This is a genomic window from Luteococcus sanguinis (assembly GCF_039527675.1).
Lineage (GTDB): Bacteria > Actinomycetota > Actinomycetes > Propionibacteriales > Propionibacteriaceae > Luteococcus > Luteococcus sanguinis.
In genome coordinates this window covers 147,055-165,501 of record NZ_BAAAKI010000002.1, presented here as the reverse complement: position 1 = coordinate 165,501, position 18,447 = coordinate 147,055, and the positions used below count along the sequence as shown (strand labels likewise).

Here is an 18,447-nt window from a genome sequence, read left to right as displayed (position 1 = left end):
AGCGGGGGCCTTTGGGTGCTGTCAGCGCTCTGACGCAGCGGCGTGTGCCGCCATCAAGCGCTTCTCTTCGGGACCCACCAGTGCGATGAGCACAATCGCGGCGACCACACAGGCCGTCAGCACGGCGAATGTGGTGCCCCAGCCGAAGTGGTGGACCACCCAGCCGACTCCCGTCGACGCCATGGTGGCGCCGATGACGTAACCGAACAGGCCGGTGAAGCCGGCTGCGGTACCCGCAACATGCCGGGCCGACATGTCGAGCGCCTGCAGCCCGATCAGCATGACCGGGCCGTAGATGAAGGCACCGATGAAGAAGAGGTAGACCATGAGGAGCCAGTACGGCGTGCCGACGGGCGACAACCAGTAGGCTAGGAGGAAGACGCCAACGCCGATCAGGAAGGCGACGCCGGTCTTCGTCCGGTTGCCTCGGAACACCCGGTCAGAGATGAGTCCGCAGGCGAGGGTGCCGAAGATGCCCGCGAGTTCAAAGAGGCTGAAGCCGGCGATGCCCTGGGTCACCGACACCTTGTGCACTTCCTTGAGGTACGTGGGGGTCCAGGACAGGACCCCGTAGCGCAAGGCATAGACGAAGACATTGGCCAGCGCGAGGTAGATCATGGTCGGGCGCAGCAGGACGTGGCGGACGACGGTCTGCCAATAGGTGAGCTTCTCGTCGGAGAGGTCGGTCTCGACCTTGGCGGGGTCATTGCGATGCTCCTCGATGGGGGCCAGACCGATGGCCTCGGGCCGGTCACGGATCAGCCAGAAGGCGATCGCTGCCACGCCCAGTGCGAACAGCGCCGGCAGCCAGAAGGCCGCCTGCCACTTCCCACCGCTGATGGCCAGACCCCAGGCGCTCAGCGCGCCCACGGACATGCCACCCACGTTGTGGGCGCAGTTCCAGATCGCCGTCTTCCACCCCCGCTCGTTGGTGCTGAACCAGTGCACCAGCACTCGCCCACAAGGAGGCCAGCCCATGCCCTGGAACCATCCGTTGACGAACATCACTGCGGAGAAGACCAGCACGCTGGCACTGAGCGCCGGGACGAAGGCGATGGCCAGGTTGACCAAGGCAGAGAGCGCCAGACCCAGCGGCAAGAAGTAGCGCGCATTCGACCGGTCGGACAGCGTGGCCATGAAGAACTTGCTCAAACCGTAGGCGATCAGCGCGGCATTGGCGATCAGGCCGATGTCCACCTTGTCCAGCCGCCCCTCGTCCATCAGGACCGTGGCGACAAGCGGGATGTTGTTCCGGATCAAGTAGAAGCCCGCGTAGCCGATGAAGATGCCGAGGAAGACCCTGAGGCGTCACGACGAGTAGACCGCCGACTGTTGTTCTGGGGCCAGTCTGGGAGCGGACGGTGGCGCGGACAGCCAGCCTCGGCGAGGTTGAGTGGAAGTGGACATGGGGTTGTGATTCTCCTGATTCGTTGATGGGAATGGGGGAACGCTGCGCTCAGCCACCGGAGGGCAGGACCCAGCCCTTGGCGGACTCGAAATCGACGCTGACCAGGCGCCCTTCGGGCAGCACGGCATCGGGATCCGGGTCGGTCTCGACCACGACGAGGGTCCCTTCCTGGGTCTCGATCTCGTACTCCACGAGCGAGCCGTAGAAGACAGCCGCCTGGACGCGTCCGATGCTGCCGCCGAAGTGGGCGTCCGTCACGGGCTCGATGCGCAGGGATTCTGGACGCACCAGCACTGATCGAGCGGTGGCGTCGTGGGCCGAAGCCGCCATCGGGACGGTCCGTCGATCTCCGTCGAGGACCCGTACCGTCGCCATGCCGTCTCGCAGGTCGTCGAGTTTCGCGTCGAGGAAGTTGGCCTGTCCGATGAAGTCCGCGACGAAAACGGTCGCAGGATGGCGGTAGATCTCAGCCGGGGTGCCGACCTGCTCGATGCGTCCCCTGTTCATCACCACGATCCGGTCCGAAAGGCTCATCGCCTCGTCCTGGTCGTGGGTGACGTAGAGGGCCGTGATCCCCATGCGCTTCTGCACCCGACGGATCTCCGCCCGCATCTGCACTCGCAACTTGGCGTCCAGGTTGCTCAGGGGTTCGTCGAACAGCAACACCTTGGGGCGCATCACCATGGCTCTGGCCAGGGCGACGCGCTGCTGTTGACCACCCGAGAGTTGGTTCGGCGCTCGGTCGGCGAGGTTCACGAGGTCCATGGACGCCAGCACCGACTCGACCTGTTCGCGCATGTCGGCCGCGGGCAACTTGAGCAGTTTGAGGCCGAAGGCGATGTTGTCCCGAACGCTCAGGTGTGGAAACAGTGCGTAGGACTGGAAGACCATCGACATCGGACGCCTGTCGGGCGTGAGACGCACCATGTCCTGCCCGTCCAGGGTGATCCGACCTGAGGTGGGGTTCTCGAAACCAGCGACCATGCGCAAGGTGGTCGTCTTTCCACAACCTGAGGGGCCGAGCAGGGTGAGGAACTCCCCCGGTTCGGTTCGCAGGTTGATGCCGTCGACAGCGGTGAAGGTGCCATTGGCGGTGGGGAAGGTCTTGACGATGTCGGTCAGCGTGACAACGCCACTGCCCTGACCAATGGTGCTCTGGGAACTCACAGTGTGCCTCGACTCGACTGGTTGGGCAGCGACCCGCGACGGACCGCCAGGCTGAGCAGCCCCATCACGACCAGGACGATGACCAGCAACAGCGAACAGAAGGCGAAGGCATTGCCGAATCGCCCGGCGTCCACCTCGGAGAGGATCTGCTTGGTCATGATCTGGGTGGAGGGGGTGGTGATGAAGATGATCGGACTCAGGGTCGTCATCGACCGCGCGAAGGCGTAGATGAGTCCCGAGAGAAGGGCTGGGCGGATCAGTGGCAGCGTGACCTTGCGGAAGGTCGTGATCGAGTTAGCCCCCAATGAGGCGGCCGCCTCGTCGATGGACTTGTCGATCTGCTGCAACGCCGCGATGCCGGAGCGCTGCCCCGAGGGCATGGAGCGGATGACGTAGACCATCACGATGGCAATCGCCCCGCCGAGGATGGCCGAACCGCCGCCCAGCGCGGGGAAGAACATCCGGTGATTGCGGATCACGGGCGTGTTGAAGGCGATGGCGTAGCCGATACCCAGCACGGTCCCGGGCACCGCCAGGCCCAACATGCCCAGGAAGTCCAGCAGGGCTGCGGCGCGCGGACCCAGCTTGCGAACCACGAGCCAGGCGATCAACATCCCCAACAGTCCGGCGATCGGGGTGGCCACCAGGGCGAGGATCGTCGTGTCCTTGATGGACTCGTTGCCGATTCCGCTGAGCACATAGCGATAGTTGTCCAGGGTGAACTCGTTGCTCACGCCCAGGATCTTGACCAGCCCGCCGAGCAGCACCGTCGCATAGACGGCCACGACGACGAAGCCGACTGCGATGGCGAACACCATCAACGGGACGCGTCCAGCGGCCGCCGTGATCTGGCGTGGCTTGCCGGCCGGCTTGCCCGACACGCTGACGACGCTCTTGCGCCCGACCCAGTAGCGCTGCACGAGGAACACCAGGACCGCCGGCAGCAAGAGCACCACCGAATAGGCGGCGCCTGCGGCGACGTCGTACTCACCGGTGATGGCGATGAAGGCACGCGAGGCGAGCACGGTGTAGTCCCCACCGATGACCAGCGGGTTCGCGAGGTCGGCGATGGCCTCGACGAACAACAGCAGGAAGGAGGCGGCGAAACCCGGAACCAACATGGGCAGGGTCACCTTGCGGAAGGTCTGCCAGCCATTCGCGCCGAGGTTGGACGCTGCCTCGTCAAGCGCCGGGTCGAGAGCCTGCAGCAGTCCCCGAAAGTTCATGTAGGCGACGGGGAAGAAGCTCAGGACGAGCACCAGGGTGAGGCCCGTGAAGCCGTAGATGTCGGCCTGGGCGCCAAACAGCCCGTAGGTGATGATGCCGCGCCGGCCCAGGAGTGTGATGATGGCGGTCGCGACCGCGAACGGTGGCGAGACGATGGGCAGCAGGCAGATCAGGTGCAGGGCGCGTTTTCCCTTGAAGTCGACCCTGACCTGGGCGTACGCGAGCAGGAAGCCCAGCACCGTACCCAGCGCTCCGACCGCCGCCCCCAGACCCAGCGTGTTGATCAGGATGCCTCGATTCACTGGAGAGGTCACCATGCTGGACATCACCTTCGCCCCGGCCGGACCGAAAGCGGTGTACAGGATGCGCGTCAGCGGGTACACCACGAGCAGCGCCAGGATGGCCACGATGACAGCCACCACCGCCACCGTTGGCCACTCAATACCGCCGCGCGTACGGCGAACCGACCGGGCCGGCGCGGCGGTGGGCTCTTCCGACAGGGTCGTGCTCAGGGGTGCAATGGCCATCGTCAACTCTTCGGCTGCCCGGCGATCTCGGCGTCGAAGCGCGTGGTGAGCTCCTTCTTCGAGGCGGCGGCCTTGGCGAAGTCATAGTCGACGAGCTTGAGGTCTTCGAGCTTGACCATCCTCTCGTCGGTCTTTGCCTCAGGGTTCGTGTGCACTTGGTAGGAACCGACGGTGGGACCGATCTCCTGCGCCTGCGCGCTCAGCGACCAGTCGACGTACTGCTTGGCCGCGCTGAGGTTCTTGGCACCCTTGATGACGGCGACGCCGCCGACCTCATAGCCGGTGCCCTCCTTCGGGAAGCTGACCACCAGGTCCTTCATGCCGCGCTCCTTGTAGAGCACGCAGTCATGGCTGAACACGAGGCCGACGGCCACTTCGCCGCGGCCCGCCACCTGCCCCGGGGCCGTTCCCGACTTCGTGTACTGGAGCACATTGTTGTGCATCTTCTTCATGTACTCGAGGCCAGCGTCCGCACTGCCCAGACGCGTGACCTGGGTCCACAGGGTCGTGAATGCCGTGCCGGAGGTGGACGGATGCGCCGTCGACACCTGCTTCTTCAGCTTCGCGTCCAGCAGGTCGTCCCAGCTGTCAGGGGCCTCGACGCCGAGTTCGTCGAGAACCTTCTGGTTCGAGCAGAATCCCAGGGCTCCGACGTAGACGCCGGTCCAGTACCCATTGGCGTCCTTGTACTTGGCTGGGATCGGCGCGGCATTCGGCGAGGCGTACTGCTCGATCAGCCCTTGCTCCACCGCAGCCCCGAAGCCGTCGGCCGGCCCACCGTGCCAGACATCGAACTCGGGCGAGGCCTTGGCCGCAGCCAGACGGGCCACCGATTCCCCGGACGAGAGCCGGACGAAGGAGGTCTCGACACCCGTCTTGGCGGTGAACGCCTTGGTCCATGCGGCACAGACCTCTTCCATGGCACCGCACGCCACCGTCAACTTGCCGTTACCGCTGCCCGCTCCAGTGCTGGCCTCGTCCTGGACGGCGCAGCCGGAGCCCACCATCGCTGTGGCGAGGAGCCCCACTGCAAGCGTGGGCAGTGCGAATTTCGAGCTTGCGCGCTTCATTGCGCCTCCCTGTTCGTGGTTCATCGTGGGCCTTTGGTGGGCCGCTGCCGTGAACACTAGGGACCGCAAGGGAGCAATGGGTCACGGCAACAGGCGCGGATGATCACAGTTGTGTGATGAAGGAACGTCCGGCACTCGAGTACACGGTCACGCCACGAGCCGATAACCTCGGCCGCGGTGCGTCAGAATCAATGCCGGTGAGGCCGAGTCGACTTCGAGCTTGCCCCGCAGGCGGTAGATCGCCGTACGCACCAACTCTCGTTCACCCACGGCATCCGACGATTCCCCAAGCGCGGCGTGGAGTTCATTCCAGGAGACCGTCTCCCCGGCACGCTCCGCCATCCGCCACAACAACCGGAACTCCCCGGGACTGACACGCACCTGCCGGTCGTCCAACTGCACCAACTGCGCGCCTGCCTCCAGTCGCAGATGGCCGATCACCCGAACCGCCCCCTCCCGGATGGGCTGCTCATGTCCTGCTGCTCGTCTCGCCAGGGCCGCAACCCTCAGCGCCAACTCTCGCGGGCTGAAGGGCTTGACCACGTAGTCGTCCGCTCCGGCCTCCAGGCCGCCAACGCGTTCCGATTCCAGCCCGCGTGCGGTCAACAGGACGATGGGTACGTCGCTAAGTTCTCGGATCCGGCGGCACAGGTCCACCCCGGATTCCCCGGGCATCATCACGTCCAGAACCACCACGCTCACCGCATGGGTGCGCAGCACCTGCCAGGCATCCACGGCAGAGCTGGCCTGGATGGTGTCGAAACCCTGGGCCCTGAGCGCGAGCCCGACCAGCCGAACCATCTGCGGCTCATCATCGACGACCAGCACTGGACGCCGCCCCGGCTCGGCCTGGTTCACGAAGTCACCATCTTGTCCGGGAGCGCCACCGTGACCGTGGTGCCATGTCCCGTGACCGTGTCCAGCATCATCTTCCCCCCGTGCATCTCCACGATCCGTTTGCTGATGATCATGCCCAGCCCATGTCCCGTCTCGCTCTTGGCGCCGGGTTCCCGGCCGAAGACTGCCCGTCGGGTCCTGTCCGTCATGCCAGGGCCGGAATCACTCACCGACAGCAGTACGCTGCCTTCGGTCGTCCGCAACCGCACCGACACCTCGCAGTGCTGGCCGCCATGTCGAATCGCGTTGTTCAGCAGGTTCACCAGCACCTGGCGCAGCAGGGCCGGGTCGGCGGGCACTCGGGGTGGTGCACCCCGACACTCGAGATGGATGGGCACCTGCTCCACCTTCGCCACATCCCGCACGGCGCCCACCGCCAATCGTCGCAGGTCGACGAGCGACATTCGCATGACGAACAACCCGGCATCGATCTGGGCGTCCACCAGCAGGTCTTCCGCCAGCGTGTTCATCCGTTCCGTGTTGCTCGCAATCGTTTCGACAAGTTCCCGCTGGACGCGGTCGAGCCTGCCCACCGTCTCGTCACCGAGCAACTCAGCTGAGCCTCGAACCAGCGCCAGCGGGGTCCGCAGCTCATGGCTCAACATGGACACCTGGTCAGCCCGCTGTCGGGCCAGGACGCGCCACCACTCGTTCTCGGCCGCCAGCGCTCGAAGCTGGCCTCGCGTACGCGAACGCGCCACGAGCATGACGGCCAAGGACGTCACGGCCAACGCCAGCACCCACTTCATCTGCCCATCATGCCAAGTCCCCGCGCGCGGGGGGTGGTTCGCAGCGGCTGGTCGGTTGCCGATCCCTCAAGCTGAACTGCACCCTCATGCAAAACCTGTGTCGTCAGTGCTCTACGACACGAAAACCCTAGTGGCGGGCACATCGCCAGGTTGATGGCCACGCCACCGGCACCCGATGCTCCACCCTCGGATTGATCTGTCGACGATTCCATGTTGTGTAATGGCCTCGTTCACGGCGGTTCGTCTGGGGGGGATGTCCGTCTATCCCCCTCTATCCAGGAGTGCTTGTGCCAACATCCTCTGCCCGCCGACACCTCGGCAGCTCGATTGCGCTGACCAGCCTTGTCGGAGCCCTCGCGGTCACGCTCCCGCCGCCCATGGCGCAGGCCGCAGACGCGCAGACGTCCATCACCGCCATCGAGGTTCCCGCCACCTCCGCCGGCACGGCTGACGGCAAAGCCGTCATCGCCTCACTGCCCACCACATCCGGGAACTTCGACCTGGTCGGCCTCACCTGGAAGACCCTCCCCGACGGCGCCGTCCCACAGGTCCGCACCTTCGGGGCAACCGGTTGGAGCGAGTGGACGACCCTCGAGATCAGTGTCGGCGCCTCTGAGACCGGACGCGGACGACTCGGCACCGACCCCACCTATGTCGGTGCCAGCACGCAGGTCGAGGCACGCGTGCTCGGCAGCACCGGCCAGCAGGCAGACGACCTGCGGCTCTCCCTGGTGGACACGAACAAGGTGACCTCGGACGAGTCCCTGCCAAGCTCCGCGGGCACCAGCTACGGCAGCGCCGCGTCGGGCTACACCTACGCCACCAAGCCCACCGTGATCAGCCGCTCGCAGTGGGGCGCCGACGAGTCCCTGCTCTCGTACAACGGATCGAGTTGCGTGCCCGCCAACCTGGACTCGACGATCAGCGCCGCAATCGTCCACCACACCGCGGGGTCGAACAGCTATACCAAGGACCAGTCCGCCTCGATCGTGCGTGGCATCTACGCCTACCACGTGAAGACGATGGGCTGGTGCGACATCGGCTACAACTTCCTCGTCGACAAGTACGGACAGGTCTTCGAAGGGCGCCACGGCGGCGTCTACAACCCCGTCCACGGAGCCCACGCCACCTCGTGGAACACGAACACCGTGGGCGTGAGCGTGATGATGAACTCATCCACGGCCGCACAGACGGACGCTGCGATGAGCTCGGTGACCAAGGTGCTGGCCTGGAAGCTCGCGGGCAACTACCGCGACCCGGCGGCCAAGCTGACCCTGGCGGGGAAGTACATCAACCGGATCGCCCGTCACGGAGACGTGATGTCGACCGCCTGCCCCGGCACCAACATCACCGCTTACATGCCCACCCTGCGCACCCGCGTGGCCAGCGCCATGGGCAACTGGCAGACGCCGATCTACCAGGCGTGGGTCGCACAGGGTGGTGAGGGCGGAGTCTTCGGCTCCCCCCACGTGATGGAGCGTGGCATCGCCGGCGGCCGGGTGACCGATTTCTCCGGCGGTGACATCTACCAGAAGTCGTCCACCAACGCGACCTTCGCGCTGACCGGGTCGGTTGCGGCACGCTACGAGTCGCTGGGCCGCACCACCTCGTGGCTGGGATGGCCGACGGGCAACCAGGAGCCTGGCGCGAGCACCGGTCTGTCGGTGGCCCGCTTCGCCAACGGACGCATCTACCACTCGTCCGCGACCGGCGCCCACGCGGTGACCACGGCGATGGCGGCCTGGATGGACGCCAACCCGAGCGCTGGTTATCCCACCGCAGAGGCGGTCAACACCTCCAGCACCGCCGGTTACCAGAACTTCTCCACCGGTCGCGTGTCCTGGCAGGGTGGCAGATTCACGCGGACGCTGACCCCCACCCCGAATCCCACCCCCACGGCGACGAAGACGGCGACTCCCGCACGCGTGGTGATGGGCGACCAGACCGGCGACAAGCGCGCCGACCTGATCTCGGTGCAGCCGGACGGATCGCTGCGCTGGTTCCCCACCGGGTCGACGGGCAAGTCGGGTGCGGCGAGGACGGGGACCAGCCTCACCGGCAAGTACTCCTGGGTCTCGCAGGTGCCCGACCTGGACGGCGATGGCAAGGGTGAGCTGTTGGCCCGCGACATCCACGGACGTCTCTACTTGTGGCGCGGGCTCGGCAGCGGCAAGTTCACGGGCAAGAAGCTGGTGGGCACCGGCTGGAATGGCCTGCGGGAACTGGCCGTCGCGCCCGACATGGATGGTGACGCCATGCCCGAAGTGCTCGGCATCAACGCCAAGAACCAGCTGGTGCGCTACACACTGGCCAAGGGCCTGCGCATCTCCCGCATCACCGTGGTCGGTGGTGACTTCACCGGAATGCGCCGTCTGTCCAGCGTGGGCGACGTGAACGGTGACGGCTTCGTGGACGTGCTGGTGGTGGACTCCTCGTCGAAGTTGTGGCGCTTCTCCGGCAGCGCTGGCGGCGGTCTGGCGGGCACAAGGGTGTTGGCCGGCTGGGGGTGGGGTGCCTTCACGAGGGTGCGTGGTGTGGGAGACCTCAACGGCGACGGACGCTGGGACCTGGTCGCCCATGGGTCGACGACGGCCGTCCGGGTCTACCTGAACACCACCTCTGGCCTGAAGCGCGGAACCGACCTGATGGCCTCCACCAAGGGCCTCGGCCTGACGGCCTGAACTCAACCCTTGTGACCCTTGTGCCCCAAGGACTGACGCACCGGCGCTGGCATGCCCAGCCCGGTGTGTTCCAGTTCCCGGGCCGCGAGTGCCCGGATCACCTGCTGGTCTCCGGCCCGCCAAGCCCGGACCGGGTCGTCGCTGATCGCCGCGATCTGGTCCATCGGGAGGTTGGCCATCGCCCGCAGCGCGAAGAGTTCCAGGTCGGCGTCCGCGTTGACGAAGCGACGTGCCGCGGCCGCCCGCCGGATGAAGCGCACCCGGTAGGGCAGCCAGACGGCGAGCAGCCCCAGCACCGGCACGAGGAAACAGGCCCACGAGGCGATGGTGGCAAGGTGCAGGATCTGGGTGGCCTGCTGGTCGGCCTGGCCCACCAGCCCGTCCAAGCCGCTGGCGACCCGCCCGAGCGGCTCGGCGACGTCGCCACCGACGACCGGGAGCTCGGAAAGCCGTCCCTGTGCATCCCCCATCGCATGGCTGAGCTGGGCAGCGGTCTCGGCGGCCTCCCGGGCTGGGGCCGCCAGTGCCGCGATGGCGCGGTGCAACAGGCGTGCGACGAAGGCCCAACCTGCCACCCACAACACGACGAAGGAGTCTGCGACCAGCTGTCGGACCAGTCTCCAGCCGGGACGTGCGTAGACCCGCATGGTCACCCTCCACTCGCTCAGCCCGGATGGGCCAGGTGCCACTCCCCCACCTGGTCGACCCGGGCGAAACCCAGTTCCGCCAACTCGCCCAAGGATGCCAGAACCTCTGCCATCGGCCGCCCGGACAGGCCTGACACCACCCCCGCGGGCATCCCGCCCCCTCCAGGAAGTACCTCGCGGATGGCCATGAGGTGCGGAGCCAGGGCGTCAAGCGCGACGGCGTGCCCGCCGACGGGCAGTTCTGGCTGTCGCGCCAGCGGGGAGACGAGACCCACCACCTCCGCGGCGCAGGTCACCAGCTCGGCCTGGTGGTCGCGAACCAGCCGATGGGTGCCGATCGACAGCGCCGAGTGCACCGGACCGGGCACGGCCATCACCATCCGGTTGAGGTGAGCTGCCCAGCGAGCCGTGTTGAGCGCTCCTGACCTGGCCGCGGCCTCGACGACGACGGTGCCCAAGGACAACGCGGCGAGCAGCCGGTTGCGGGCCAGGAAGCCCACCTTCGTGGGCCGTAGCCCGGGCGGCACTTCGCTGATGAGCAACTGCTCTGCAGCGAGTCGCTCGAACAGCAAGGCGTTGCCGCTCGGGTAGGGCCGGTCCAGGCCACCGGCCAGAATCGCCGCCGTGCTTCCTTCTGCGGCCAGTGCGCCTCGGTGGGCCCAGCCGTCGATCCCGAAGGCCCCACCTGACAGCACCGTCCACCCGCCCCACCGCGAGCCCCCGGCCAGGTCGAGCGCCAGGTCGGTGGCGACCTGTTCGCCATAACTGGTGCAACTGCGCGCGCCGACCAGCGCGAGGGCACGGCCGGCGCACTGGTCCAGTCGGCCGGGCCCACGCAACCAGAGCCCCAACGGTGCACCGCCGAGACGCTCGTGGCAGACATCGTTCAGCTCATCCAGCTGAGCGGGCCATTCGTCGTCCCCCGGAACCACGAACCTGATGCCGTGACCGTGTGCGGTTTCGACCAAGGCATCGATCTCGAAGTTGCGTGCGCGGTTGGTCCAGCTCTCCACCCCAAGCTGCGCGAGGTCCCCCATCACCTCCACGGCGCCACGGCGGGCCACCAGCGCCGCCAAGCGGGGGTTGGCAGCCTCCGCCAGCCAGGTCAGCGTGGCGCGAGCCCGCCGCTCCTCGTCCCAGTGCGTCGGTTCATGAACCCGTGCATTCAAGCGGCTGCCCTCGTCTCGCCCCGGCGCAGCTCAAGCGCGCCCCGCACGTCGGCCCGGGACGGACGGTCGCGACCAGCCAGGTCACACAGGGTCCAGGCGATCCGCATCACCCGATCGACCCCGCGGGAACTCACCCGGCCGCGCACGAGCGCCTCGTCCAACAGCTCGACCCCGTCCGGCAGCGGCAACTGGTCGCGCAGGTAGTGCCCCGGCACCTCGCCATTGGTCATCCACGAGGTACCCCGCAGCCGGTGCGCCTGCCGTTCCCGGGCCAAAGCCACGCGCTCGCGCACCACCTCGGACGACTCACCGCGAGCGCCTGCAATCTCCAGGTAGCTGGTGCGGGTCGGAGCCAGCCGATGGGTGAGGTCGATCCGGTCCAGGATCGGCCCACTGATCCGCTCCCTGTACCGGCGCACCTGCATCGGGGAACACCTGCACATGAGGCCAGCGGTCCCATGATTGCCGCACGGGCAGGGATTGGCTGCCATGACCAGCTGGAAGCGCGCCGGGTAGCGCGCTTCGTAGGCGGCGCGCCCGATCGCCACCATCCCCGACTCCAGCGGCGTGCGAAGGCTCTCCAGCACTGACGGCGGGAACTCGGGTGCTTCATCCAAGAACAGGACGCCGCGATGGGCGAGCGAGACCTGCCCTGGTCTGGGAACCCGGGAACCACCGCCGACGATGGCGGCCGGTGAGGTCTTGTGGTGTGGGGAGCAGAAGGGCGGACGCGAGACCAGCCCGTCGTTGAGGTTGCGGCCCGCCAGCGAGTACAGCGCCGACACCTCCAGCGATTCCCGCGAAGCCAGATCGGGCAGCAGCGAGGTCAACCGTTCGGCCAGCATGGTCTTGCCCGCCCCGGGGGGACCATGGAAGAAAAGATGGTGCCGACCGGCGGCGGCCACCTCGAGCGCGAACTTTGCCTCCTGCTGGCCCACGACGTCGGCCAGGTCGAGCGCCGGTGCCGGTTCACCCACCACGTCGGACGCCATGTCATCGGGCGCCAGCAGCACGGGGCGTCCGGCCAGCACCTCGGCCAGGTCGGCCAGGTTGCGGACACCCCAGACGGTCATCCCGGTCACCAGACCGGCCTCGCCGACCTGCGAGGCCGGGACGATGGCGCGGTCGAACCCCGCTTCCTGGGCCGCGAGCAGCGCCGGCAGCACCCCCCGGACGGGGCGCACCCGCCCATCCAGGCCCAGCTCCCCCATCATCATCGTCCGCGCCGCAGAGGCGGCCGGGACGGTTCCCGCCGCCGCCAGCACCGCCGTCGCGATCGCCAGGTCGAAATGGGTGCCCGCCTTGGGCAGGCCCGCCGGTGAAAGGTTGATCGTCACCAGCGCCGAGGGCCACTGCCAACCGGATGAGGCGACCGCAGCCGTGCACCGGTCACGGGACTGGTACAGAGCAGTGTCAGGGAGCCCCACCAGCACCGTCTTGGGCAGGCCATTGCCGATGGCAGCCTCCACCTCGACCAGCGTCGGCTGCATGCCGATCAGCACCGCCGACCATGCGGACGCCGAGCTCATCGCGTCACCCCGCGGACGTGGTGCACCTGGTTGCGTCCCCGCTCGTGAAGCACGCCGATGGCGTCGATCCGGATCTGCTCGGCGTGCAGGTCGTGTTCACGCAGCCACAGCTGGGAGAGCTCGACGAGCTTGCGAACCTTGTTGCGGGTCACCGCCTCCAGCGGGTCGCCATAGCCGCGGCCGCGGCGACACTTCACCTCGACGAAGACGATGCACCGGCCACCCGAGGGCAGCGGCTCGAGCGCGACGATGTCAATCTCACCGCGGGCGCAGCGCCAGTTGCGCTCGACCACCTGCCAACCCAGCCGGTGCAGGTACCCGTGCGCGAGGTCCTCCCCATATCGACCTGTTTCCTGCCGGTCCGGCGCCACCAACTGTGCTGCCGGGCGCGCGTGTCGTTCGTCCACCGTGGACCACCTCCACTGCCCACTCTTGGAAAATTGGGCGCGCGCGTTTCACCGTCCCCAGATCGGGACGAATCAACGGGTGGTTGTGGATAACTCCGTGGGAGGACCGGAGGCTTACTTGTCCTCGGGCACCTGCAGGTCGGAGTGCGCGATCTCCTCGATGGAGACGTCGCGGAAGGTCAACACCTTGGCTGACTTCACGAACCGCGCGGGACGGTACATGTCCCACACCCAGGCATCACCCATGGAGACCTCGTAGTAGACGTCCCCGCCCTCGGTGCGCACCTTCAGGTCGACGGCATTGCACAGGTAGAAGCGACGCTCGGTTTCCACCGCGTAGGTGAAGATGCCCACGACGTCCTTGTACTCGCGGTACAGGTCCAGTTCGAGCTTGCTCTCGTAGGCTTCCAGGTCTTCTGCGCTCATGGTGCGTCCACTCTAGCGCGGGCGACATTGTCGAACCGGTACCGATGGATCGCGCAGGGTCCGTGCTCGTCCAGCCGGGCCTGGTGCAGGGGCGTGCAGTAGCCCTTGTGCACCTCGAAGGCGTAGTCGGGGTAATGCTCGGCGAACTCGACCATGATCCGGTCGCGGGTCACCTTCGCGATGATGGATGCGGCAGCCACGCAGGCAGCGACACGGTCGCCCTTCCAGACCGCCAACCCGGGCATGCCCAGCCCGTCGACGGGGAAGCCGTCGGTCAGCACATAGGCCGGCGATGGTTCCAACCGCAGCAGCGAGCGGCGCAGGGCCTGGATGTCGGCGACGTGCATGCCCAGCTCATCGCACTCGGGTGCCTCGATCCGCACCCAGGACACCGAGACGGCCTTCGCCATGATCTCGTCGTAGAGGCGCTCGCGTGCCCTGGCGGTCAAGACCTTGGAGTCCGCGAGACCCTCGATCCGACGCGCGGGGGTGTCTGCGAGCACCACGGCAGCAGCCACCAGCGGGCCGGCGCAGGCACCCCGTCCGGCCTCGTCGGCCCCTGCCACCGGGCCCAGACCGGCGCGGGCGATCGCGCGCTCGTAGCCGTAGATCCCCTTGCCCGCACGAACCATCAGCAGTTGGGGTTGGTGACGCTCACGGTCGGCTGTTCGGGAGCAGCAGCGCTCGGGTCCGGCACGTCGGCAAAGGTGTCAGGGACGCTGAACCTCGTCCAGCGGTCGAAGGGTGCCGCGATCGCCACGACCGGCCCGACCACCTTGCTCTGCGGGACGAAGGCCCCCATCCCCTCGACCTGGCCGTCGTTGGTGATGTCCTGCAGGTGGCAGCGCGAGTCGCCGGACATGTCGCGGTGGTCGCCCATCACGAAGATCCGTCCCGCGGGGACGACCACGTCGAAGTCGAAGTCGGACGGACGCGACTGCGTACCCTCCGGGGAGACGTAGAGGTAGGCGGTCTCGTCGAGTGCCTTGCCGTTGACGCTCATCCGCCCCTGGTCGTCGCAGCAGGTGATGTGGTCACCGGGCAGGCCGATCACCCGCTTGACGAGGTGGCTGGTGGACGACGACGGGAGCACCCCGATGAGTTCCATCACGCGTCGGCCGGCGGAGGGGGTGACGGGTTCCTCCTGGAGCCAGTTGGCCGGGTCCTCGAAGACGACGATGTCACCGCGGTGGTAGGTGCTGATCTTGGAGACCACCACCCGGTCGTCGATCTGCAAGGTGTTCTGCATCGACCCGGAGGGGATGATGAACATCTGCCCGACAAAGGCGCGCAGCAATGACGAGATGATCAAGGCGCCGATCACGACGACGAGCAACTCGCCCAGCACCGAGCGGACACGCCGGCCGGCCGTACGCGCCCTCGTGGGGTGGACGTCGGCGTCGATGCGCTTGGTGGACTCGTCTGTCACGGGTACGGCCTCCTCCGGTGCCCGGGCACCCGCCCGGCAGCGGACAGTCTACGGGGGCTCAGCAGGGCACGTCGGATGCCGCTTCGACGATGGCCACGGTGACGTCACCTTGTCCTTCAGGTGCCGTGGTGAACGACGGCTTTCCCGGCAGCCCGCCCAAACGGTTGAAGGGCCAGACGGTGGTGGTGAGTCGGGCCCGCACCTGGTCGGCGGGGACGAGGGCACCGGGGCCCAGGGTGTGCAGGAAGCAGCGCGAGTCGACGCTGTGGGCGGGGTTGTCGCCGCGGACGAAGAGTTGCCCCGGCCCGACCACGACCCGGAAGGAGATGGGCTGAGGCTCCGGAACGCTCGACAGGGAGATGCCGTTCACCACGAGCCGTCCTTGGGCATCGCAGCAGCGAACCTCGTCCCCCGGCTCCCCGACCACCCGGGAGACCGTGGTGCTTGCTCCGGAACGGCCCTCCAGCCAGGCGCTGGGGGTGCGGAAGACCACCACGTCCCCGCGCTCGACATCGTGTCCACGCAGCCCCACCACCACGTCTGCGGGTTGGGCGACGGGTTCCATGGCCCGGGTGTCGACGGTGTACGGGCTGGCCACCAACAGCCGGAAGGCCAGCGCCACCAGCGCGGTCACCGCCACGGCGAGTGCCAATTGCAGGCGCGAGCGATTCGTCTGGTTCACCCGCACACCGCCTCTCACCGTCGTCCGGCACAAGGATAGGCGTGATCGGTGCCAGACGTGCTCGGTGCCGGACGTGATCGGTGCCGGACGTGCGAATGGCCCCGGCAACGGGTGCCGGGGCCATTCAGTGCTCTGTGGGGAGCAACGCGATCAGTCGCGCTTCTCCTTGATCTTGGCGGCCTTGCCGCGCAGGCCACGCAGGTAGTACAGCTTCGCGCGACGGACGTCACCGCGACGCTCGACCTCGATCTTCTCGATGATCGGGGAGTGCAGCGGGAAGGTACGCTCCACACCGGTGCCGAAGCTCACCTTGCGGACGGTGAACGCCTCCTGGATGCCACCGGCATTGCGGGCGATGACGACGCCAGCAAAGACCTGGACACGGGAACGGTTGCCCTCGACGACCTTCACGTGCACCTTGACGGAGTCACCCGCACGGAACTCGGGGATGTCGGTACGCAGCGAAGCCTTGTCGAGCTCCTGGATCAGCTGATGCATTCTGGTTTCCTCGCCGGTGCCACAGGTCACCTCGTGATGTCTGGTGTGGATGGCTCCATGTCCCCGGACGATCCCCCTGTGGCAGGAGCCGACGGCGCAGAGCAACAGCTGTTGATTCTGCCACGGAACCGGCCTCGGGGTGAAATCGGACGGATGACCCCGATTGTGGCAAGAATGGCCATGTGATGAGCGAGGAGGCCTTCGACGCGTTCTACGCTGCGTCCTTCCCTCGCGTCGTGGCGCAGATCCGGGCCATGTGCGGAAACCTCGCCGAAGCCCAGGACTGCACCCAGGAGGCCTTCGTCCGGGCTTGGGACAAGCGCCAACAACTGGACGAGGAGCAGTATCCCGAGGCCTGGGTGCGAACCGTGGCCTACCGACTGGCCGTCAGCCGGTGGCGTCGCGCCACGCGGGGAATGCGCCAGCCCGACCGCGCACTGGAGGACCGCAGCCCCGCCGAACCCGACCCCACCAGGGTCGCGCTCGAGCGGGCCCTGCAGCAGATCCCGGAGGACCAGCGCCGGGCGATCGTGCTCTACCACCTGTGCGACCTGTCCGTGGACGAGATCGCCGCCGAGGTCGGTGCGCCTGCTGGGACGGTGAAGGCCCGCCTCTCCCGTGGCCGGGCTGCGCTGGCCAAGGTGATGGGAGACCCGGGACGATGAGCGCGCCGCGGCAGGGCCGGATCTCGGCAGGGAGTTCCCAGAATTCGTTCCGGAAAGTCCCAGATCAATGCAACCGCACCGCCTGCCCGGGCGTAGACCAAGGGCCAGCACTGGGCGAACAGCCCGCCCGACCACAAGAGCAAGGAGGTGCCCGATGACCGACCATGATGACCTCGACCAGTTGGAGGCGTCCACCGACGAACTGTTCCGCCGGTTCTCCGAGGACACCTTCGACGCCGTCGACCCCCTGCCCGCCGCAACGGTGCGCCAACTCGCAGAGCACCGCCGGACGAAGCGTCGGATGGGCATCGCCGGGGCTGCAGTGGGGCTCACCCTGCTGGGCGGCACGGCATTCGTCCAGCTCAACGACAACGGCCAATCGCCCACCACGGGACGCTCGGTGGACGTGGGCAGCTCGGCAACCGCCAGCCCGGCCCCGACGACGGCACCCTCCATCCCGACGGCCACCGCCTCCTCGCAGCCGTCGATGCCCGTTACTTCGACGCCAGCGACGACCACACCGGTGGCGACGACCTCCGGCACAGCGCCCACCGGGACACCGGCCGCGAGCAGCACCGTGGCGTCCACCCCTGCAACCGGCGCATCCACAGCCACGTCCGTCGCCCCTGGTGCACTCTCGGCGGCCAACCTGCCCGGAACCGACCTGTTCTACTTCAACGCCCCAGGCGACATGACGGTCACGGGATCGGACGCCATCGGCTCGGAAGCGGTCAGCCAACTCCAGTCACCGCTGACTGCCTGTGAGCAGACCCTCGCACATGGCCAGCAGCAGACCCTGGTGCGCTCCTATTCGGGTGCGGGGACGGGATACGCGGCCATCCTCCAGTTCGAGACCACCTCCCAGGCCGCGGCCGCGCGCGGCACCTATCGGCAATACTTCAAGGATTGCGCGAAGACGATCGTCCCGCCCTCGGGCTACACCCTGGATGTGACTCCGGCCACCGAGTTCCCAGTCACCGGCGCTGGTGTCGACGACGCCGACACCAATGCCAGCTACCGCCTCGTCACCCTGGCCCCCGCCTCCGGCGATGAGGCACAGTTCAACGACGTCACCATCATCACCGTTGACAACCGGATGGTGATCCTCTCGCTGTTCACCACCGGCCAGGACCACACCTGCCTCCCAGATGCCGGCACCGACGCGCCGCAGTGCTCGATGGCCGCCCAGGCCTCGGCCATCGCCCGCCTGCTTGCCCAAGGCTGAGCACACAGATCACAGCCACACACAGACAGACGAGGGGCCGGACG

At 67.5% G+C, this 18,447-nt stretch carries 18 protein-coding genes; 3 read left to right on the top strand and 15 right to left on the bottom strand.

What is annotated here, in order from left to right:
* Positions 1-21: 21 nt before the first annotated feature.
* The 6 genes from ABD089_RS02165 to ABD089_RS02140 form a co-directional block, all read right to left on the bottom strand.
* The gene (locus tag ABD089_RS02165) at positions 22-1,287 is read right to left on the bottom strand and encodes an MFS transporter (protein ID WP_386769091.1); all 1,266 of its coding nucleotides are present in this window, start codon (positions 1,285-1,287) and stop codon (positions 22-24) included.
* 169 nt (positions 1,288-1,456) lie between these two features.
* Positions 1,457-2,575, bottom strand: a complete 1,119-nt coding sequence (locus ABD089_RS02160; protein ID WP_343884546.1) for an ABC transporter ATP-binding protein — start codon at positions 2,573-2,575, stop codon at positions 1,457-1,459.
* Positions 2,572-4,329 (bottom strand): ABC transporter permease, encoded by a 1,758-nt coding sequence (locus tag ABD089_RS02155; protein WP_343884545.1) that lies wholly within the window; start codon positions 4,327-4,329, stop codon positions 2,572-2,574. Before ABD089_RS02155 ends, ABD089_RS02160 begins: the two co-directional genes overlap by 4 nt.
* Before the next feature lie 2 nt (positions 4,330-4,331).
* Positions 4,332-5,399 carry an ABC transporter substrate-binding protein gene (locus ABD089_RS02150; RefSeq protein WP_343884543.1) on the bottom strand — a complete coding sequence of 356 codons (1,068 nt, stop codon included), beginning with the start codon at positions 5,397-5,399 and terminating at the stop codon, positions 4,332-4,334.
* A gap of 147 nt (positions 5,400-5,546) precedes the next feature.
* Positions 5,547-6,257: a response regulator transcription factor gene (locus ABD089_RS02145; protein WP_343884542.1), complete on the bottom strand. Its 711-nt coding sequence runs from the start codon at positions 6,255-6,257 to the stop codon at positions 5,547-5,549.
* Positions 6,254-7,045 (bottom strand): sensor histidine kinase, encoded by a 792-nt coding sequence (locus tag ABD089_RS02140; protein WP_343884541.1) that lies wholly within the window; start codon positions 7,043-7,045, stop codon positions 6,254-6,256. The genes ABD089_RS02145 and ABD089_RS02140 overlap by 4 nt, the downstream gene beginning before the upstream one ends.
* 287 nt (positions 7,046-7,332) lie before the next feature.
* On the opposite strand from ABD089_RS02140, the gene ABD089_RS02135 reads away from it, so the two are divergent.
* Positions 7,333-9,726, top strand: a complete 2,394-nt coding sequence (locus ABD089_RS02135; protein ID WP_343884540.1) for an FG-GAP-like repeat-containing protein — start codon at positions 7,333-7,335, stop codon at positions 9,724-9,726.
* A 2-nt stretch (positions 9,727-9,728) separates the two neighbouring features.
* On the opposite strand, the gene ABD089_RS02130 is transcribed toward ABD089_RS02135, so the two are convergent.
* The 9 genes from ABD089_RS02130 to rplS all read right to left on the bottom strand — a co-directional run bounded on the left by ABD089_RS02130 (position 9,729) and on the right by rplS (position 16,513).
* Positions 9,729-10,373, bottom strand: coding sequence for a hypothetical protein (locus ABD089_RS02130; protein ID WP_343884539.1), 645 nt, complete (start codon positions 10,371-10,373; stop codon positions 9,729-9,731).
* Positions 10,374-10,390: 17 nt separating this feature from the next.
* On the bottom strand, positions 10,391-11,542 hold the full coding sequence (gene dprA, locus ABD089_RS02125; RefSeq protein ID WP_343884538.1) for a DNA-processing protein DprA: 1,152 nt from the start codon (positions 11,540-11,542) through the stop codon (positions 10,391-10,393).
* Entirely contained in the window at positions 11,539-13,071 is a 1,533-nt protein-coding gene (locus tag ABD089_RS02120) for a YifB family Mg chelatase-like AAA ATPase (protein WP_343884537.1), read from the bottom strand. The genes dprA and ABD089_RS02120 overlap by 4 nt, the downstream gene beginning before the upstream one ends.
* Positions 13,068-13,478, bottom strand: coding sequence for a YraN family protein (locus ABD089_RS02115; RefSeq protein ID WP_343884536.1), 411 nt, complete (start codon positions 13,476-13,478; stop codon positions 13,068-13,070). The genes ABD089_RS02120 and ABD089_RS02115 overlap by 4 nt, the downstream gene beginning before the upstream one ends.
* Positions 13,479-13,592: 114 nt before the next feature.
* Positions 13,593-13,904: a DUF2469 domain-containing protein gene (locus ABD089_RS02110; RefSeq protein ID WP_343884535.1), complete on the bottom strand. Its 312-nt coding sequence runs from the start codon at positions 13,902-13,904 to the stop codon at positions 13,593-13,595.
* Complete coding sequence (locus ABD089_RS02105) at positions 13,901-14,536, bottom strand: ribonuclease HII (protein ID WP_343884534.1); 636 nt, start codon at positions 14,534-14,536, stop codon at positions 13,901-13,903. The genes ABD089_RS02110 and ABD089_RS02105 overlap by 4 nt, the downstream gene beginning before the upstream one ends.
* Positions 14,536-15,333, bottom strand: a complete 798-nt coding sequence (lepB, locus tag ABD089_RS02100; protein ID WP_343884533.1) for a signal peptidase I — start codon at positions 15,331-15,333, stop codon at positions 14,536-14,538. The genes ABD089_RS02105 and lepB (ABD089_RS02100) overlap by 1 nt, the downstream gene beginning before the upstream one ends.
* A gap of 58 nt (positions 15,334-15,391) precedes the next feature.
* Positions 15,392-16,015 carry a signal peptidase I gene (gene lepB, locus ABD089_RS02095; protein ID WP_343884532.1) on the bottom strand — a complete coding sequence of 208 codons (624 nt, stop codon included), beginning with the start codon at positions 16,013-16,015 and terminating at the stop codon, positions 15,392-15,394.
* Between the two features lie 150 nt (positions 16,016-16,165).
* A complete protein-coding gene (gene rplS / locus ABD089_RS02090; protein WP_343884531.1) occupies positions 16,166-16,513 on the bottom strand; it encodes a 50S ribosomal protein L19 in 348 nt (115 codons plus the stop codon).
* Between the two features lie 185 nt (positions 16,514-16,698).
* Between rplS and ABD089_RS02085 the strand changes: the two genes are divergently transcribed.
* Both ABD089_RS02085 and ABD089_RS02080 read left to right on the top strand, forming a co-directional pair.
* Positions 16,699-17,178 carry an RNA polymerase sigma factor gene (locus ABD089_RS02085; RefSeq protein WP_343884529.1) on the top strand — a complete coding sequence of 160 codons (480 nt, stop codon included), beginning with the start codon at positions 16,699-16,701 and terminating at the stop codon, positions 17,176-17,178.
* Positions 17,179-17,332: 154 nt separating this feature from the next.
* Positions 17,333-18,403, top strand: a complete 1,071-nt coding sequence (locus ABD089_RS02080; protein ID WP_343884528.1) for a hypothetical protein — start codon at positions 17,333-17,335, stop codon at positions 18,401-18,403.
* Positions 18,404-18,447: the final 44 nt, after the last annotated feature.

Coding starts and splice junctions, on each gene's coding strand:
- ABD089_RS02110 (WP_343884535.1), bottom strand. CDS start 13,904: ATGAGCGCAGAAGACCTGGAAGCCTACGAGAGCAAGCTCGAACTGGAC.
- ABD089_RS02080 (WP_343884528.1), top strand. CDS start 17,333: ATGACCGACCATGATGACCTCGACCAGTTGGAGGCGTCCACCGACGAA.
- ABD089_RS02085 (WP_343884529.1), top strand. CDS start 16,699: ATGAGCGAGGAGGCCTTCGACGCGTTCTACGCTGCGTCCTTCCCTCGC.
- ABD089_RS02150 (WP_343884543.1), bottom strand. CDS start 5,399: ATGAAGCGCGCAAGCTCGAAATTCGCACTGCCCACGCTTGCAGTGGGG.
- rplS (WP_343884531.1), bottom strand. CDS start 16,513: ATGCATCAGCTGATCCAGGAGCTCGACAAGGCTTCGCTGCGTACCGAC.
- ABD089_RS02120 (WP_343884537.1), bottom strand. CDS start 13,071: ATGAGCTCGGCGTCCGCATGGTCGGCGGTGCTGATCGGCATGCAGCCG.
- ABD089_RS02140 (WP_343884541.1), bottom strand. CDS start 7,045: ATGAAGTGGGTGCTGGCGTTGGCCGTGACGTCCTTGGCCGTCATGCTC.
- ABD089_RS02105 (WP_343884534.1), bottom strand. CDS start 14,536: ATGGTTCGTGCGGGCAAGGGGATCTACGGCTACGAGCGCGCGATCGCC.
- ABD089_RS02130 (WP_343884539.1), bottom strand. CDS start 10,373: ATGCGGGTCTACGCACGTCCCGGCTGGAGACTGGTCCGACAGCTGGTC.
- ABD089_RS02155 (WP_343884545.1), bottom strand. CDS start 4,329: ATGGCCATTGCACCCCTGAGCACGACCCTGTCGGAAGAGCCCACCGCC.